Source organism: Paraliobacillus sp. X-1268, assembly GCF_003426095.1.
In the GTDB taxonomy this organism is placed as follows: domain Bacteria; phylum Bacillota; class Bacilli; order Bacillales; family Amphibacillaceae; genus Paraliobacillus_A; species Paraliobacillus_A zengyii.
The window spans coordinates 202393-216559 of record NZ_QJSK01000003.1 but is presented as its reverse complement, the minus strand read 5'-3'; the positions used below and the strand labels follow the sequence as shown (position 1 = coordinate 216559).

Annotated in this window: 12 protein-coding genes; 8 read left to right on the top strand and 4 right to left on the bottom strand. The window is 32.6% G+C overall.

All coding sequences use genetic code 11. The features are described 5' to 3' along the window. Positions 1-384: 384 nt before the first annotated feature. The 4 genes from D2K62_RS07215 (at position 385) to D2K62_RS07200 (ending at position 5984) form a co-directional block, all read left to right on the top strand. Positions 385-1431, top strand: a complete 1047-nt coding sequence (locus tag D2K62_RS07215) for a carboxylesterase family protein (RefSeq protein ID WP_157967851.1) — start codon at positions 385-387, stop codon at positions 1429-1431. A 199-nt stretch (positions 1432-1630) separates the two neighbouring features. After that, positions 1631-2461, top strand: coding sequence for a hypothetical protein (locus D2K62_RS07210; protein WP_112179801.1), 831 nt, complete (start codon positions 1631-1633; stop codon positions 2459-2461). Between the two features lie 363 nt (positions 2462-2824). Beyond that, a complete protein-coding gene (locus tag D2K62_RS07205; RefSeq protein WP_112179802.1) occupies positions 2825-4522 on the top strand; it encodes a methyl-accepting chemotaxis protein in 1698 nt (565 codons plus the stop codon). 286 nt (positions 4523-4808) lie between these two features. Continuing rightward, positions 4809-5984: a GGDEF domain-containing protein gene (locus D2K62_RS07200; protein WP_112179803.1), complete on the top strand. Its 1176-nt coding sequence runs from the start codon at positions 4809-4811 to the stop codon at positions 5982-5984. Positions 5985-6177: 193 nt separating this feature from the next. On the opposite strand, the gene D2K62_RS07195 is transcribed toward D2K62_RS07200, so the two are convergent. Then, complete coding sequence (locus D2K62_RS07195; protein WP_112179804.1) at positions 6178-6816, bottom strand: O-methyltransferase; 639 nt, start codon at positions 6814-6816, stop codon at positions 6178-6180. A gap of 276 nt (positions 6817-7092) precedes the next feature. Next, a complete protein-coding gene (locus D2K62_RS07190) occupies positions 7093-7593 on the bottom strand; it encodes a lactoylglutathione lyase family protein (protein ID WP_112179805.1) in 501 nt (166 codons plus the stop codon). A gap of 78 nt (positions 7594-7671) precedes the next feature. Here D2K62_RS07190 and D2K62_RS07185 point away from each other — a divergent pair, with 78 nt between their 5' ends. Then, positions 7672-8505, top strand: coding sequence for a CPBP family intramembrane glutamic endopeptidase (locus D2K62_RS07185; protein ID WP_112179806.1), 834 nt, complete (start codon positions 7672-7674; stop codon positions 8503-8505). 169 nt (positions 8506-8674) lie between these two features. Here D2K62_RS07185 and D2K62_RS07180 read toward each other — a convergent pair whose 3' ends face one another. After that, on the bottom strand, positions 8675-9310 hold the full coding sequence (locus tag D2K62_RS07180; protein WP_117161156.1) for a pentapeptide repeat-containing protein: 636 nt from the start codon (positions 9308-9310) through the stop codon (positions 8675-8677). Positions 9311-9633: 323 nt separating this feature from the next. Here D2K62_RS07180 and D2K62_RS07175 point away from each other — a divergent pair, with 323 nt between their 5' ends. Together D2K62_RS07175 and kdgT are read left to right on the top strand one after the other, a co-directional pair. After that, entirely contained in the window at positions 9634-10761 is a 1128-nt protein-coding gene (locus D2K62_RS07175) for an NADH-dependent flavin oxidoreductase (RefSeq protein WP_112179808.1), read from the top strand. Between the two features lie 568 nt (positions 10762-11329). Further along, entirely contained in the window at positions 11330-12322 is a 993-nt protein-coding gene (gene kdgT, locus D2K62_RS07170) for a 2-keto-3-deoxygluconate transporter (RefSeq protein ID WP_112179809.1), read from the top strand. A 93-nt stretch (positions 12323-12415) separates the two neighbouring features. Here the strand turns inward: kdgT and D2K62_RS07165 are convergent, their stop codons facing one another. Further along, on the bottom strand, positions 12416-13168 hold the full coding sequence (locus D2K62_RS07165) for an IclR family transcriptional regulator (RefSeq protein ID WP_112179810.1): 753 nt from the start codon (positions 13166-13168) through the stop codon (positions 12416-12418). Between the two features lie 233 nt (positions 13169-13401). Here D2K62_RS07165 and D2K62_RS07160 point away from each other — a divergent pair, with 233 nt between their 5' ends. Then, positions 13402-14046, top strand: coding sequence for a bifunctional 4-hydroxy-2-oxoglutarate aldolase/2-dehydro-3-deoxy-phosphogluconate aldolase (locus D2K62_RS07160; protein WP_112182633.1), 645 nt, complete (start codon positions 13402-13404; stop codon positions 14044-14046). Positions 14047-14167 lie beyond the last annotated feature (121 nt).

The following is a 14167-nucleotide window of genomic DNA, read 5'->3' as shown; positions in this document are numbered from 1 at the left end:
CCCAATGTTAGTAGTTAGCTACTTTAGTCTTTTTAACATACGCTCCTTCACTTCCTAATATCATTTAGAAAAATAAAATTAAGTTTTTTTTTTGCACATGCAAGCTTTATCATGTAATCGTTTATGTTCATCAAATTATGTGCAGTAAAATCATGGTATTTCATAGCAATCTTCTGTGTTTTTCTCTTGCAAATACATAATTATAATGGCTAATCGTTCTTTATTTGATAACCCTTATAATCTTTTATCACCTTTAAGGTTAATTTAAGGTATTTAAATTATATTCTAAATATAGTTAATTACATTAATTGAAAACTAATTGACACGAGCGTTTAAAGTAATGTTCGACTATATATGTTTTCTAAAAAAAATGGAGGAATAAAAATGAAAAACAAATTTTTAAAAAGTCTTATGCTAACTGGAACACTATGTATTATATTAAGTGCTTGCTCTAGCACTGAAGAAGAGGAAACAAGTACTAGTACAACGGAAGAAACAACGGAAGAAACAACGGAAACCACACCGCCTGAGGGTGAGATGCCTGAAGGAGCACCAGAAGGTATGATGGCAGGAGGAGCTGTAGATAAAAGTAGTGATACGTTACTTCAAGACATGATTTCCGAAGTAGAAGGAGAATTTGAGCAACTTGAGTTTACTGATCCTGAAACAGGTGAAACATTAACCTATAATTTATATACACCTGAAAATTATGATGCATCCCAATCATATCCATTAGTAACGTTTATTGCGGATTCTAGTGTCGTTGGAGATGATGCAACTGCGTCATTAACGCAAGGATATGGTGGATTAATTTGGGCAACTGAAGAAGAACAGGCTAAACATGAAAGCTTTGTACTGGTGCCTAGCTATCCTGAAACTATTATAGATGACCATGGTAGTTATACTACGACGGACTATGTTGAAATGACAAAAAGATTGTTAGACTCTGTAATATCAAGTTATAGTATTGATGAAGATCGTCTATATGCGACAGGTCAATCCATGGGCTGTATGACATTAATGTATTTAAGTGCAGAATATCCCGATTTATTTGCTGGAGAACTCTTTATATCTGGTCAATGGGATGTAACCACACTTGAACCGTTAGCAAGTCAAAACTTCTTCTATATTGCTGCAGAAGGAGATGAAAAAGCATCTGCTGGACAGGAAGAGCTTCTGACTACTTTAGAAAACGCTGGAGCATCAATAAGTACAGCAACTTTGGATGCTACGTGGTCAGCTGAAGAATCTACAGCTGCTATTGAGAGTATTCTATCAGAAGGAAATGATATTAACTTCGCAACTTTTGAATTAGGAACAGTCCTACCAGAAGGGGTAGAAGTTGGTACAAGCGAGCATATGTATTCTTTTGATTATGCTTATAACCTAGAAGCCGTACGTGACTGGTTATTTGAACAAGTTAAAGAGTAAAAAGATAAGGTAATAATAATTCAATATTTATAACATAAAAGGCACATTTCATTTAAAGAAATGTGCCTTTTAATAATTTGAATTAGAACGAATACGTGGAAGGACCCAACATTTTATATAGCTTCTAGAACCATCGACTCTTTATTGAATATGGGAATGATCACTGGGGAATGATAATGGAAAAAAAGGGAGCCATATAATGCCTAATTACGTTCCTTATTTTATCCTTATCATTATTAGCCTCATATTATTAAGCGTAGTAATCATTCATAAAAAACAATTTGGATTTATTGTACTGTTCTTGAGTTTTTCTGGAATGGTATATGTAGCGGAGATCTTTGTTATGATTATCGGAAATAGTTACGTCTATAATCCTGAAGTGCTGTCTGTAGAATACTACGATCATGCACTAGGCGCAATTGTTTCGAATTTTTTTATTATACCCAGTTTAGGTTTAGTGGCTGCCGTTTATCAACTTCGAGTACGCTGGTGTGTTCTTTTTGCTTTAACATTGGTAGGTGTTGAATGGCTATTTGAATGGCTAAATATTTATCATACAAATTGGTGGAGATATGAATATACTTTAATTTCCGTATTAACTTTTTGTTCATTAACGAAGCTCTGGTTACGCATTCTTCAGCGAGGTAAATGGTTAATTTTCTTGTCAATGTGGATGCAAGGATGGGCTTGTGCAGGCACTGTGATGTACATCATGTCTGTAGCTACAATTCGGCATTATGAAATAGGAGTTTTTGAAAATGTATATCGAGATGACATTTTTATTTTATCGATCATGGGCTTGATGAAAGGTCTGATTTTTGTTGTAGCAATTTTGTGTTTTAAGAAACTATATTGGCGTTTACTTGCACCTATTATGGTTTATGGAATTGATTTGCCATTGTACTACTTTGGAGTACTTGTAGTTGAAATTCCTTTTTGGCTATATACAATCATTTATCTAGTGCTAGCAATTCTTTTGCTTTGGTGGACACATTATGCTTACTCATTTATTCGCAAAATCTCAACATGATTTTAAAAGGGTATCTACTATAAAAATAAATATTAAACTTTATAATACCGTAATTTTGAATGAGTATGTATTCACTTGAAATTACGGTATTGTTCGTGTTTTTAAAAAGGTTGTCTGTAATTTGTCCATAACCTTATGTAATATTCTTTCTAATATATGCATCTAAAAAATAATATTTATGATTGTAAATAATGCATTTAATTTAAGTCGAATATTGTCGATATATATCTTATGGATAGTAAATAAAAATAACAGAAATATAGTTAGGTATCTCTTTAAGTTTTTTTCTTCCATTATATTAATTAAAATGGACAATTTTTTTAAAGATAAAGAAAACTATTTTCTGTGAATGGAGATAATAAAATGAAAAAACTGTATAAATTTAAAAGTATTAAAACGAAATTAATTGCTTCATTTTTCCTGATTGCTCTTTTAGTCTTTGGGTTTGGTCTTTATTTGGTAAAACCTATTAGTGAAATGTCAGAACAAACAGAGGAGATGGCGAATGAAGAAATTCCACTGGCGCTTTCGGAGTGGAAAGTATCGATGATTGTTCGCGGTGTCCAAAATGAGCTAAGAGGTTATTTAATTGATGGGGAAGAAACTATTCCAGAAAAGCTAGCAGGTATGAGACAATCTGCATTACAAACAAAAGACGTAGTTGTATCACTTACAGATGACCCAGAAACTCTTGAAATAGCTGGTAATCTTGAAGAGAGCTTTCAAATAATTGATGAAGAATACCTTCCTTCTATTAGAACTGGAGATACTGTAGTTGCTCAACAAATATTAAGTGAGGAAATTGAGCCACTTCTTGAAGAGTTTCTTGAATTTTATAGACAACTAGCATTAGCCAAAGAACAAGAAGTAGAAGTAAGTAGTCAAATAGCTTTAAATAGCGTAGAAGAAACTAAAAATAGTTTTATAGTATTAGGTTTGGCAATATTGGTTATTGTTATAGCGCTATCAGTTATTATCCCTAATACTATTTCGAAGCCAATTATTAAGTTAAAAGAACGCATGAACTTAATGTCAAATGGTGATTTGAGTGGTGATCCATTGAAAACAGATGCTAGGGATGAAATCGGTGACTTAATTAAGGCATCAAATCTAGTAAATGAAAGTATAAAAGGAATGTTAAATCAAATTAATGATGTTTCCGAGACACTTTCAGCTCAAAGTAATGATTTAATGAATAGCTCAACGAACGTTAAGGATGGAAGTAGCCAAATAGTTATTACAATGGATGAATTGGCTTCTGGAGCTGAAAGCCAAGCAAACACAACGAGTGATCTATCGCATTCAATGGCTAATTTTAGTAACAAGATAAAAGAAGCAAATAATAGTGGTGGAAATGCTTATAAATCTTCACAACAACTAATAGATTTAACCAATCGAGGAAGTAATTTAATGGAATCTTCTATAAATCAAATGGGTGTCATTGATTCCATCGTAAAAGAAGCTGTGGAAAAAGTTAGCGGTTTAGATAATCAATCACAAGAAATATCTCAACTAGTTAGTGTGATTAAGGATATTGCTGAACAGACAAACTTATTGGCATTGAATGCCGCGATTGAAGCTGCTCGTGCAGGTGAACAAGGAAAAGGATTTGCAGTTGTAGCTGATGAAGTGCGAAAATTAGCAGAACGAGTTTCCATTTCTGTTGCAGATATTACACGAATTGTTACGAATATTCAACAAGAAACAGGAGTGGTAACTGAATCATTACAAAATGGATATAAGGAAGTAGAGAATGGTAGAAGTAAAATTTTAACCACCGGGAATACATTTGAAGAAATCAATGATTCGCTTTTAGGAATGACAAAAGAAATTAAGCAGATTTCCGATAATTTAAATAATATATCAGATAATAGCGATAATATTAATAACTCTATAGAAGAAATAGCAGCAGTATCTGAGGAATCAGCGGCAGGTATAGAACAATCATCTGCAACAGTACAACAAACAAATCATTCCATTGAGCAAGTTTCATCTAGTGCAAGTCAACTAAATAGTCTATCTAATGATTTAAGACAATTAATTGAAAAATTTAAGTTATAAAATGTAAAATAAAAGATGTACGTAATAACTATAAAATGTTACTGAAAATTTGCAGTAGTAGTTAATTAGTAAATAAGAGAAAGCAATTATCTTAGGATAGAGGCTTTCTCTTTTTAACAAATATAGGAAAAGTAGGCTTGGTATCTGTATTTGTTCTGTTAATTAATGAATTCTAGCTATAAACTTATTAAAGTAGTCAGTATTGAAAAATGTGTCGAAAAATATCTAAACGTGATATACTGTTCATGTTATAAAAAGTAACTATAAAACTGTGAGGATAGACAAAATGTATGAATCAATAATATTAATCATATCGATGAATTTTCTAGCACTGTTTATCTTCTTTCAATTATATTTTAGATTTGTCGCACATTTAAAGTCTAAAATCATCAAATACATTGTATTAGGGATAGGATTTGGACTTATTCAATCTTTATTTTATCAATTTCCAATTGCTATATCTGTTGAACAGGGTCCAATATTTTTAGGTGGTTCAACATTTTTAATTGCAGGAGTCTATGGTGGTAGTCTAGCAACATTTATAGCATTGAGTATTAAAAACCTTATCGAAAGGGTTATAGATAATCCTTTTAATCCCATGTTAAATTTATCGTCTGATAGTAATGGTATCAATTTTATGGGTCCGACGCATAACGAATTCGATCTTGCTCCAGATACATTCTTTTTTATAGAACCATATGTGATAGAAATGTTGTTTTTCACCATTCTTGTCGCAGGTACTTTTCGATTTTTATCTTGGAAACCGTGGAAGATATGGTTACTTCTAAATGTAATATTCCAAATATATTTAATGATTTCACAAAAAACCGATCTGTATTTCACATTAATACGGGCAACTATAGAAATTGCTGGAGGCGCACTAATCTTTTATTTTATCTCCTATATGTATAATTCCTATCATAATAAAAGAGAACTTGAACGTAAAGCTTATAATGATGGTTTAACGGGATTGTATAATGTTCGTTATTTTAAGATGATCATTTTAAAGCTATTTCAAAAGTTCCAAAACACATCAACCAGAAATTTAACTCTTGCTATAATAGATATTGATCATTTTAAAGAGATTAATGATACGCATGGACATCTTGTTGGCGACCAAATGTTAGTGGGATTGGCAGAGGAACTTAAGAAATCATTTCAAAATGAAGTAGTATCGCGTAATGGTGGAGAAGAATTTACAGTTCTGATTACTAATAAAGATCGATTATCTGTTAAAGAGTTAATTGAGACTTTTCATTTAAATATCCAAGAACGCAAATTCTTCATGGATCAGAAAATTGACCCTCTTCATATAACTGTATCAATTGGCGTTGCTTATTTAGAAAATGATATTAATAGCCCTGAACAAATGTATGATCTGGCTGATAAGTCTCTCTATAAAGCCAAACAAAGTGGTCGAAATCAGATTTGTTATGCAGATAGTTCAGAAAAAAATAATTAATGGACTACCACACACTTTACTGGTGTTTGGTAGTTTTTTTGTGAAAGATTATATAACCTTAAAAAACTTTACTATAATAAATTATATGTAAAAAGAAAAACGTGTATGGTAACAAGTTTTTCTTTTTACAAATTAATTTAAATTGTTTTTAGACTTTCAGACTTCTTCCACTTTAATAAAAACGTAACACTTTTTATTTTTTTACTCTGGAGACGGTCATCCCATCACCAATTGGTATAAGTATAGATTCTAATAGAGGGTGATTAGCTACCGTATTATTAAATTCTCTCATGAATTCAGTATAACGTTTAGATTTTGTTTCCGGGTCCATCACACTACCTCCAGCAAGCACATTATCGGCTACAATTAGAGCACCGGGTTCTGCCAATTTAATAGAGTAATTAAGGTAATTCTCATAATTTAGTTTGTCAGCATCGATAAAGAAAAAATCAAATTTCTTTTGATCTGTAACTAATTTTTCGAGGCTATCTATAGCTAGTCCAGTTAAATAAGAAACCTGATTTCCAAAGCCAGCTTTAAATAGGTTACTATGTGCAAGTTGTGCAAACTTTTCCTCTAATTCTAGCGAAGTTAATTTTCCCTCTTTACCAAAACCCCTTGCAAGACAAATTCCACTAAATCCTCCAAGTGCCCCTATTTCTAAGACGTTTTTTGACCCGGAAATGGATATTAGCATGGTGAGGAGTTTTCCAGATGATGGAGAAACCGATATAGAAGGCATACCATTTTCCTTTATGGATGAAATAACATCTTCTAAAAGATCGTCTTGATTGGTGAATAAGGAATCAATATAATTATTCATTTGTTTCATAAATTATTATCTCCTCGTATAGTGTATTTAAATAGTACATGATATTCATTCTCATTATACATAAAAAACCACAAGTTAACCATATATTGTTACCCTGTTTATAGCAAGGATATTTCTTGGAAAGAGAGTTCACTATATCCACTAAAGCGAATTTAATGTAGAATTCAAAAATTATAATTTCTTTAGCTATTGAGAATGTGTGGCTAGATAAACGAACAAGCTTCCACTTTTATTGTAAAGTGGAAGCTTGTGTTCATTTTTACTATTAATTTTACGTTAATAAGCTCCTAAAGAATAAGTTAATTCATAGCTATGGCTATAAATTTCAACGAGGTTTCCAAATGGATCTTCGCAGTACACCATTCGATAAGGCTTCTCTCCTGGATAATATTCTCTGACTGGCATACGCTGTTTGCCACCATATTCTTTAATTTTTTCTACAAGGCCTTCTAGATCAGGATCTTGAACACAATAATGAAAAAGACCTGTTTTCCAATATTCAAAGTTATTCTCTGGCTTTTCGTTATTTTTGAATTCAAATAACTCAATTCCTACACCATCAGAGGTTGAGAGATGTGCAATACGAAACTTCCCCCAGCCAGGACCAAAGACATCTTTACACATGATACCAACTGGACTGTTGTCTTCAACTACATCAGAAGGTTCCATGATTACATACCACCCCATCACCTCTTTGTAAAATTCAACTGCTTTGTTAACATCTGGAACAGAAATGCCAATATGAGAAAATGCACGTGGATAAGTTTTCTGATTCATTTTATTACCTCCTCAAAAATTGAACTTGTATAAAGTATAATTCAAGGATACCATTAAGTTAAGAAGGCACCAACTTATATGAATTTTTACTTCTTAGTTATAGTGAAATTATTATTTATTAAAGAGAAAGTGGTGATCAATTTGGAAGAAAATGAATTTGAATTAGATAAGAAAGAGTTAGAGGGTGAGAGAAATGATCTTGAGAATGCAAATCCACAAAATAATTATCAATTTGGTTGGAAGGAAATTGTTCTTTTCTTTTTAACTTATTTAGGAGCTAGTTTTGTTCTAGGAATAGTTATAGCTATTCCAATTGTAATTATTGATACAGTAAATAACAGTAATCTGCTCGATCAAGTACTATCAGGTCATTGGTTATTATACTTAGACGCTGCGTCGTTTGTCATTGCCCTTCTAATATTTAAAAGTGCACGAATTTTTCTGAAAGGTAAATTTTCATTCAGTCCTTTGAAGCAGGGAAAAACCTACTTATACTTGGTTGCGGCACTCATTGTAGTTTATGGAAGCCAATATCTCTTCATAGATGTGCTACATTTAGAAGACGCAACTGATCAGATAGATACTTTTGGACTTAATAACATATCATTTCAGTGGTGGAATACGGTACTCTTATATTTAGCTTTTACTGTTATTACTCCAATCAAAGAGGAGATAATATATAGAGGTTTCCTCCATGGATTTCTAGATAAAAAATTTCACTTCATAGTGGGTGTTATCGTGTCCTCGTTAGTATTTGGTTTGCTTCATACTGGTCACGTGTTATCTGCTACCATAATGGGTCTTGCTTTTGTTCTTTTGTATAAGTTAACAAAGTCATTAGTTGTACCGATCCTTTTTCATATTTTATGGAATTCATACGCAGTAACAGGACTTTTGCTAATAATGAACTAATGTAGTGTATTGAGAAGGACTTTATCAGAGGGATAGAGGTTATCAAAAAAGGCACAACTAGCTTTGATAGCTAAATTGTGCTTTTTCTTTTTCTTGCGAATGATTATCATATTTACAGAAAAATTTGTTCAATTTGAAATTAAAAACGAAAAAGCCTATCAAACAATAACTATTCAACAATTATTACGCCCAACAAAGCAGCAAATTGAATTGCTTGGTGAGTGGAAACTTTGCAACCTTTTAAATCTGATAATGATAGAGTAAGTGATTCAAAAGTAGAAGTGCTAAGGTCTAGTCCTTTTAGTGATGTCTTTTCAAAGCTAACATCATTAATGTTGCATGATTTAAAGTCTATTTTTTTTAGGTTACAATCATAAAAATCGGAACTCTCTAATGAATTATCATGAAATTTAACCTTTTCAAGTTTTGAACTCCCGAATGATGCCAAGTTTAGTAATGAATTAGTAAACGCAACATTTCCAAGTTTAGATTCTGTGAAATCAGCACCAATTAGTTTACAATTATTAAAAACTGATCTGTGTATAGAAGACTTCCTCATAGTAGTATTAGAAAAATCACAGTTTTCAAAAGAAACATCGGTTATATCAATATTAGAAAAATCTGTATTATTAAACCTGCAATTTTTAATGATCATTTTATATAAGCGACTTCTAGTTAAGATTTCATTTTCAAAAATAGAATCATTAATTTCACATAGTTCTAATTCTGGTTCTTCCTCATATAAAATATCACTAAAATTTTTAAAGGGTAACTCATTTGGTAAATTCGGTAAATCAATTTTCATGAAAAACAACCTTTCTATCAAGATATGAATTAAAAAATCTTCTTAGTGTATAAGATATAGGATAAATAATTATAAAAAAAGACTGTTTTTTTTAGGAGACTTATGTGCAACGAGATAAATGTAAACGAATTAGATAATACAAATTAAGCGCGTTCCAAAATATACAGTGAGTTAGTACAAATACAAAAAAATCGTTAAATGTATATAGTTCGAACGCGAAATCCACAAGTCTATTTCCTTTTCATCTTTTTTTTATAATGCTATAGTAAATTTCATAGTAAATAAAAGGATGCAAATTTGTAAATTAGCAATGGAGGAAAATAATGAATAATAAATATGCAGCTCTATTTGAGCCTTATAAATTACCAAGTGGTATTGAAATTAGAAATAGAATAATGATGGCGCCGATGACAAATTATTCTTCTAACGTAGATGGTTCTGTTAAATTGGATGAAGTGTCTTATTATGCCCGTCGCTCTATGGGTGTTGGTGCAGTAATTTCAGCAGTTGCAAATATCTCACCTGGTGGAAAAGGATTTCCCGGAGAAATTGGTTGTGACCGTGATGAATTAATTCCTAGTTTAAAAAAGCTAGCAGATGGAATTAAAAACGAAGGTGCAAAGGCTATTTTACAGATCTTTCATGCTGGTAGATTAGCACCACGAGATCTTGTACCAGAAGGAGATGTTGTAGCTCCTAGTAATATTCCTGCCGAGCGTGGTGGAACTCCGATAGTACCGAGAGAACTAACGACGACAGAGATTGAGGCTATTATTGAAGCATTTGGTCAAGCGACACGTCGTGCGATAGAGGCTGGCTTTGATGGAGTAGAAATCCATGGAGCGAATGGCTACCTTATTCAACAATTCTTTTCTCCACATTCCAATCGTAGAGATGATCAATACGGAGGAAATCTAGCAAAGCGGATGACATTCCCGCTAACAGTTATTGAACGAGTGCAGCAAGTTGTTAAAGAACAGGCGAAAGAACCGTTTATCGTTGGTTATCGCTTTTCACCAGAAGAACCAGAAACACCTGGAATCTCTATGGGTGAAACGCTCCAGTTGGTTGATGTACTGGCAGATAAAGGGCTTGATTATCTGCATGTTTCCTTGCAAGACTTTTGGTCTAAAGCAAGAAGAGAAGCGGATCAAACGAAAACACGCATAGAGCTTTTGCTTCAAACAATTAATAAACGATTGCCGTTAATTGGAGTTGGATCTATTTATAGTGCAGATGATGCAGCAGAAGCTATGAAAACTGGCATTGAATTTTTAGCTTTGGGAAGAGAAATAGTTATTGATCCCGATTGGATCCAAAAGATTCAAAATGGAAAAGAAGCTACAATTCAAACAACATTAGATTTAAATGCGAAGGATTCATTGGATATACCAGATAGTTTTTGGAATGTGATTACTTCTGTCCCTGGATGGTTTCCTGGAGTTAAATAATTAGTAGTAGACATAAATGAGAAAGTCATTCTATATAATAGGATGACTTTTTTTGTTTGATGAAATAAATCCTAAAAAGGCAACTATCCCATTGTCTTTCTATTTTGGAACATATAATTGTACGATTAAATTCCTGAGAGCTTTGTTTCAGGTTAGTTTAAATTCTTAGGTAAGTTTGCACATTATAACACGTTATAATGTTCATAGTATTGTCAAATTTTAGTTGTTAATATAAACAGAATAATGATATAATTATTAAATGAAACGAAGTTCCGCAATACGGAACTAAGGTAAAAATTTTATTATAGGAGTGTGATAATTAGTAGATGCCTAGAAGGTTAATCGAGTGTTATTTAGAACGATAAGGATTTTAAGAATTTGTTGTATCAAAGCAAATCTATATTTTTTCCAATAGTAACGGTTATGGTTATCAATTCGTTACTATCATTGTGGAGGAATAAAGAGAAATGTAAGGGTTATCTTTTAAACTGAATCAGATAAAAACAACAATAACGAAACAAATTGTAGTTATTAAAATACGCGTAAATTGGAAGAAGGGAAAATTATAATGCGAATTATGAAAACGATTGAAAAAGTACCAGGAGGTTTAATGTTAATTCCACTATTTTCAGGAGCAGTAATTCATACATTCACACCAAATGCAGGTGAGTATTTTGGATCATTTACAAATGGATTGATGACCGGAACAGTGCCGATTCTAGCAGTATGGTTTTTTTGCATGGGTGCAGGTATCAAACTGAAATCTACCGGTACTGTTTTGAGAAAATCAGGAACGCTTGTATTAACAAAGATATTGGTTGCGTGGATTGTTGCCTATATAGCCACGTTATTCATTCCAGAGAGCGGCATACAAACAGGTGTATTTGCTGGCTTTTCCGTACTTGCGTTAATTGCTGCAATGGACATGACAAATGGTGGTCTTTATGCTTCTATTATGCAACAGTATGGAACAAAAGAAGAAGCAGGTGCATTTGTTTTAATGTCAATTGAATCTGGTCCATTGGTAACTATGTTGATTTTAGGAAGTACTGGATTGGCTGTATTTGAACCACAAATATTTGTAGGAGCTTTATTACCTTTCTTAATTGGTTTTGCTCTTGGTAATCTAGACCCTGATTCACGTGACTTTTTTAGTAAAGCTACGTATACAATGATTCCGTTTTTTGGATTTGCTTTAGGGAGTTCTATTGATTTAAAAGTGATTGCAAAAGCCGGTTTTGCCGGCATATTACTAGGTATTATTGTAATATTAATTACAGGTATACCATTAATATTAGCTGATAAATTTATTGGTGGGGGAAATGGTACAGCTGGAATTGCTGCTTCTAGTACAGCTGGTGCTGCAGTGGCAAATCCAATGATAATTGCTGAAATGAAGCCTGAATTTTTTAATGTTGCCCAATCAGCAACTGCTTTAGTCGCAACTTCCGTAATTGTGACATCTATATTAGTACCCATAATAACCGCATTGTGGTCCCAATATATGAAGAAGAAGGAAATGGTACAGGTAGTATCAGAAGAGCATAAAACAATAAGTTAAAAAAATTTAATATAATTTTGTGAAAGTGGATGTATCTTATTTAAATGTAAATATGCATTCCCTATTGTAGATTTAGGGAACGCTATTCTTCTTTCATCCTAGATTTCGAGAGATTATCAAGCTATACTCTTTTACTTTTTCGATCAAAGTACTATTTATAAAGTCCATTGTTACGCGATTACTCGGACCTGAAATACTGAAGCTAGCCACGATTTCCCCTTGATGATTAAGAATTGGGGAAGCGATACAGGTTAAACCTTCTTCATTTTCAGAATTATCTAATGCATAACCCTGATCTTTAATTAAATTGATTTCTTTGTAGAGTTCTTCCTTAGAAGTTATTGTCGTTTGTGTTTTGGGGATAAACTCCATTTTTGAGACTGTTTCTTCTAATTGGTCCTGATCCATACCTGAAAGTAATACTTTTCCGACCGCTGTACAATACATAGGTGCTCTACTCCCTATACGGGAATACATTCGAATTGTTTGATTTGATTCGATTTTATCTATGTAGACAATTTCTTTTTTATCTTCAATGCATAAGTGAATCGTTTCATTGACTTCTTTAGCCAGATTCTCTAAATGTGGTTTAGCTATACTGACGACATCTAAGTTATTCAAAAGATTTCTAGCAAGAAAAAGAGGTTGTAAACCAAGTTTATATTTATCAGTTTCTGGATCTTTTACGACGTAATTCATATCAAGTAAAGTAGCTAACAATCGATGTGTTGTACTTTTCGTTAGATTTACTTGTTCAGATAATCGAACAATTTGTATCCCATTTGGATATTCAGAAAGTTTATTTAATATATTTAAAGCTCTTTCTAGCGATTGGACATTCGACATAAGTAACCTACCTTTTTAAATTATTTAAAAGAAGTATTTGATGTATTTGTATTAGATACTTTTAATTTAAAAAGCATCTAAGATTTCAAACTAATGAGAGCGTTATTAATACTTGTAAAAACCATTACCATGATACGTTATATTAATTCGTTTGTAAATTAATTATAGATTAGGTTCTATATAAATACCAATTAACTAGTTACTCTAAATAGATAGGGGAATTGAATAAAATGATGAATAAAATAAATGTGTTAAAAAAGATTACTGAATGTGGCGTTGTGGCAGTTGTAAGAGCAGATTCAGAGAAAGAAGCTATTGCTATTTCAAAAGCGTGTGTTGAAGGAGGCATTAAAGGTATTGAGATTACTTTTACTATCCAAGGTGCGGAAAAGGTAATAAAAGAACTACGTGCGTTATATCAAGATAATAATGAAGTGGTGATTGGTGCGGGGACGGTACTTGATACAGCAACAGCACGAATGGCAATTCTGGCAGGAGCTCAGTTCGTTGTTAGTCCTGCTTTTGCTGCAGATACAGTGAAACTATGTAATCTATATCAAATCCCTTATATGCCAGGATGTATGACAATGACTGAAATGACAAGAGCCTTAGAAGCGGGGGTTGATATTGTTAAGTTATTCCCTGGTACAGTATATGGCCCTGAGTTTGTCAAAACGGTTAAAGCACCACTTCCCCAAATAAATATAATGCCAACCGGTGGAGTGAATTTAGAGAATGTTGATCAATGGATTAAGAACGGATCTGTAGCAGTTGGAGTAGGTGGTAATTTGGTTGCACCAGCTAAAACAGGAGATTATCAAAAGATTACCGAATATGCAAACCAATATGTTAACATAGTTAGAGAAGCAAGAAAATGATAATTTAACTACAATTATTATCAACATTCGTAAAGAATATTAAGGGCTCTTCAATCAGAGTATGGTTGGGAAGCCCTTTTTTATAGACTATTAGTTAGGTTGAATACGGAGGAAAGTAAGT

Bases quoted from the DNA above. Each gene is read 5' to 3' on its own strand.
- D2K62_RS07215 (WP_157967851.1), top strand. From the start codon at position 385: ATGAAAAACAAATTTTTAAAAAGTCTTATGCTAACTGGAACACTATGT.
- D2K62_RS07210 (WP_112179801.1), top strand. From the start codon at position 1,631: ATGCCTAATTACGTTCCTTATTTTATCCTTATCATTATTAGCCTCATA.
- D2K62_RS07205 (WP_112179802.1), top strand. From the start codon at position 2,825: ATGAAAAAACTGTATAAATTTAAAAGTATTAAAACGAAATTAATTGCT.
- D2K62_RS07200 (WP_112179803.1), top strand. From the start codon at position 4,809: ATGTATGAATCAATAATATTAATCATATCGATGAATTTTCTAGCACTG.
- D2K62_RS07195 (WP_112179804.1), bottom strand. From the start codon at position 6,816: ATGAAACAAATGAATAATTATATTGATTCCTTATTCACCAATCAAGAC.
- D2K62_RS07190 (WP_112179805.1), bottom strand. From the start codon at position 7,593: ATGAATCAGAAAACTTATCCACGTGCATTTTCTCATATTGGCATTTCT.
- D2K62_RS07185 (WP_112179806.1), top strand. From the start codon at position 7,672: ATGAATTTTTACTTCTTAGTTATAGTGAAATTATTATTTATTAAAGAG.
- D2K62_RS07180 (WP_117161156.1), bottom strand. From the start codon at position 9,310: ATGAAAATTGATTTACCGAATTTACCAAATGAGTTACCCTTTAAAAAT.
- D2K62_RS07175 (WP_112179808.1), top strand. From the start codon at position 9,634: ATGAATAATAAATATGCAGCTCTATTTGAGCCTTATAAATTACCAAGT.
- kdgT (WP_112179809.1), top strand. From the start codon at position 11,330: ATGCGAATTATGAAAACGATTGAAAAAGTACCAGGAGGTTTAATGTTA.
- D2K62_RS07165 (WP_112179810.1), bottom strand. From the start codon at position 13,168: ATGTCGAATGTCCAATCGCTAGAAAGAGCTTTAAATATATTAAATAAA.
- D2K62_RS07160 (WP_112182633.1), top strand. From the start codon at position 13,402: ATGAATAAAATAAATGTGTTAAAAAAGATTACTGAATGTGGCGTTGTG.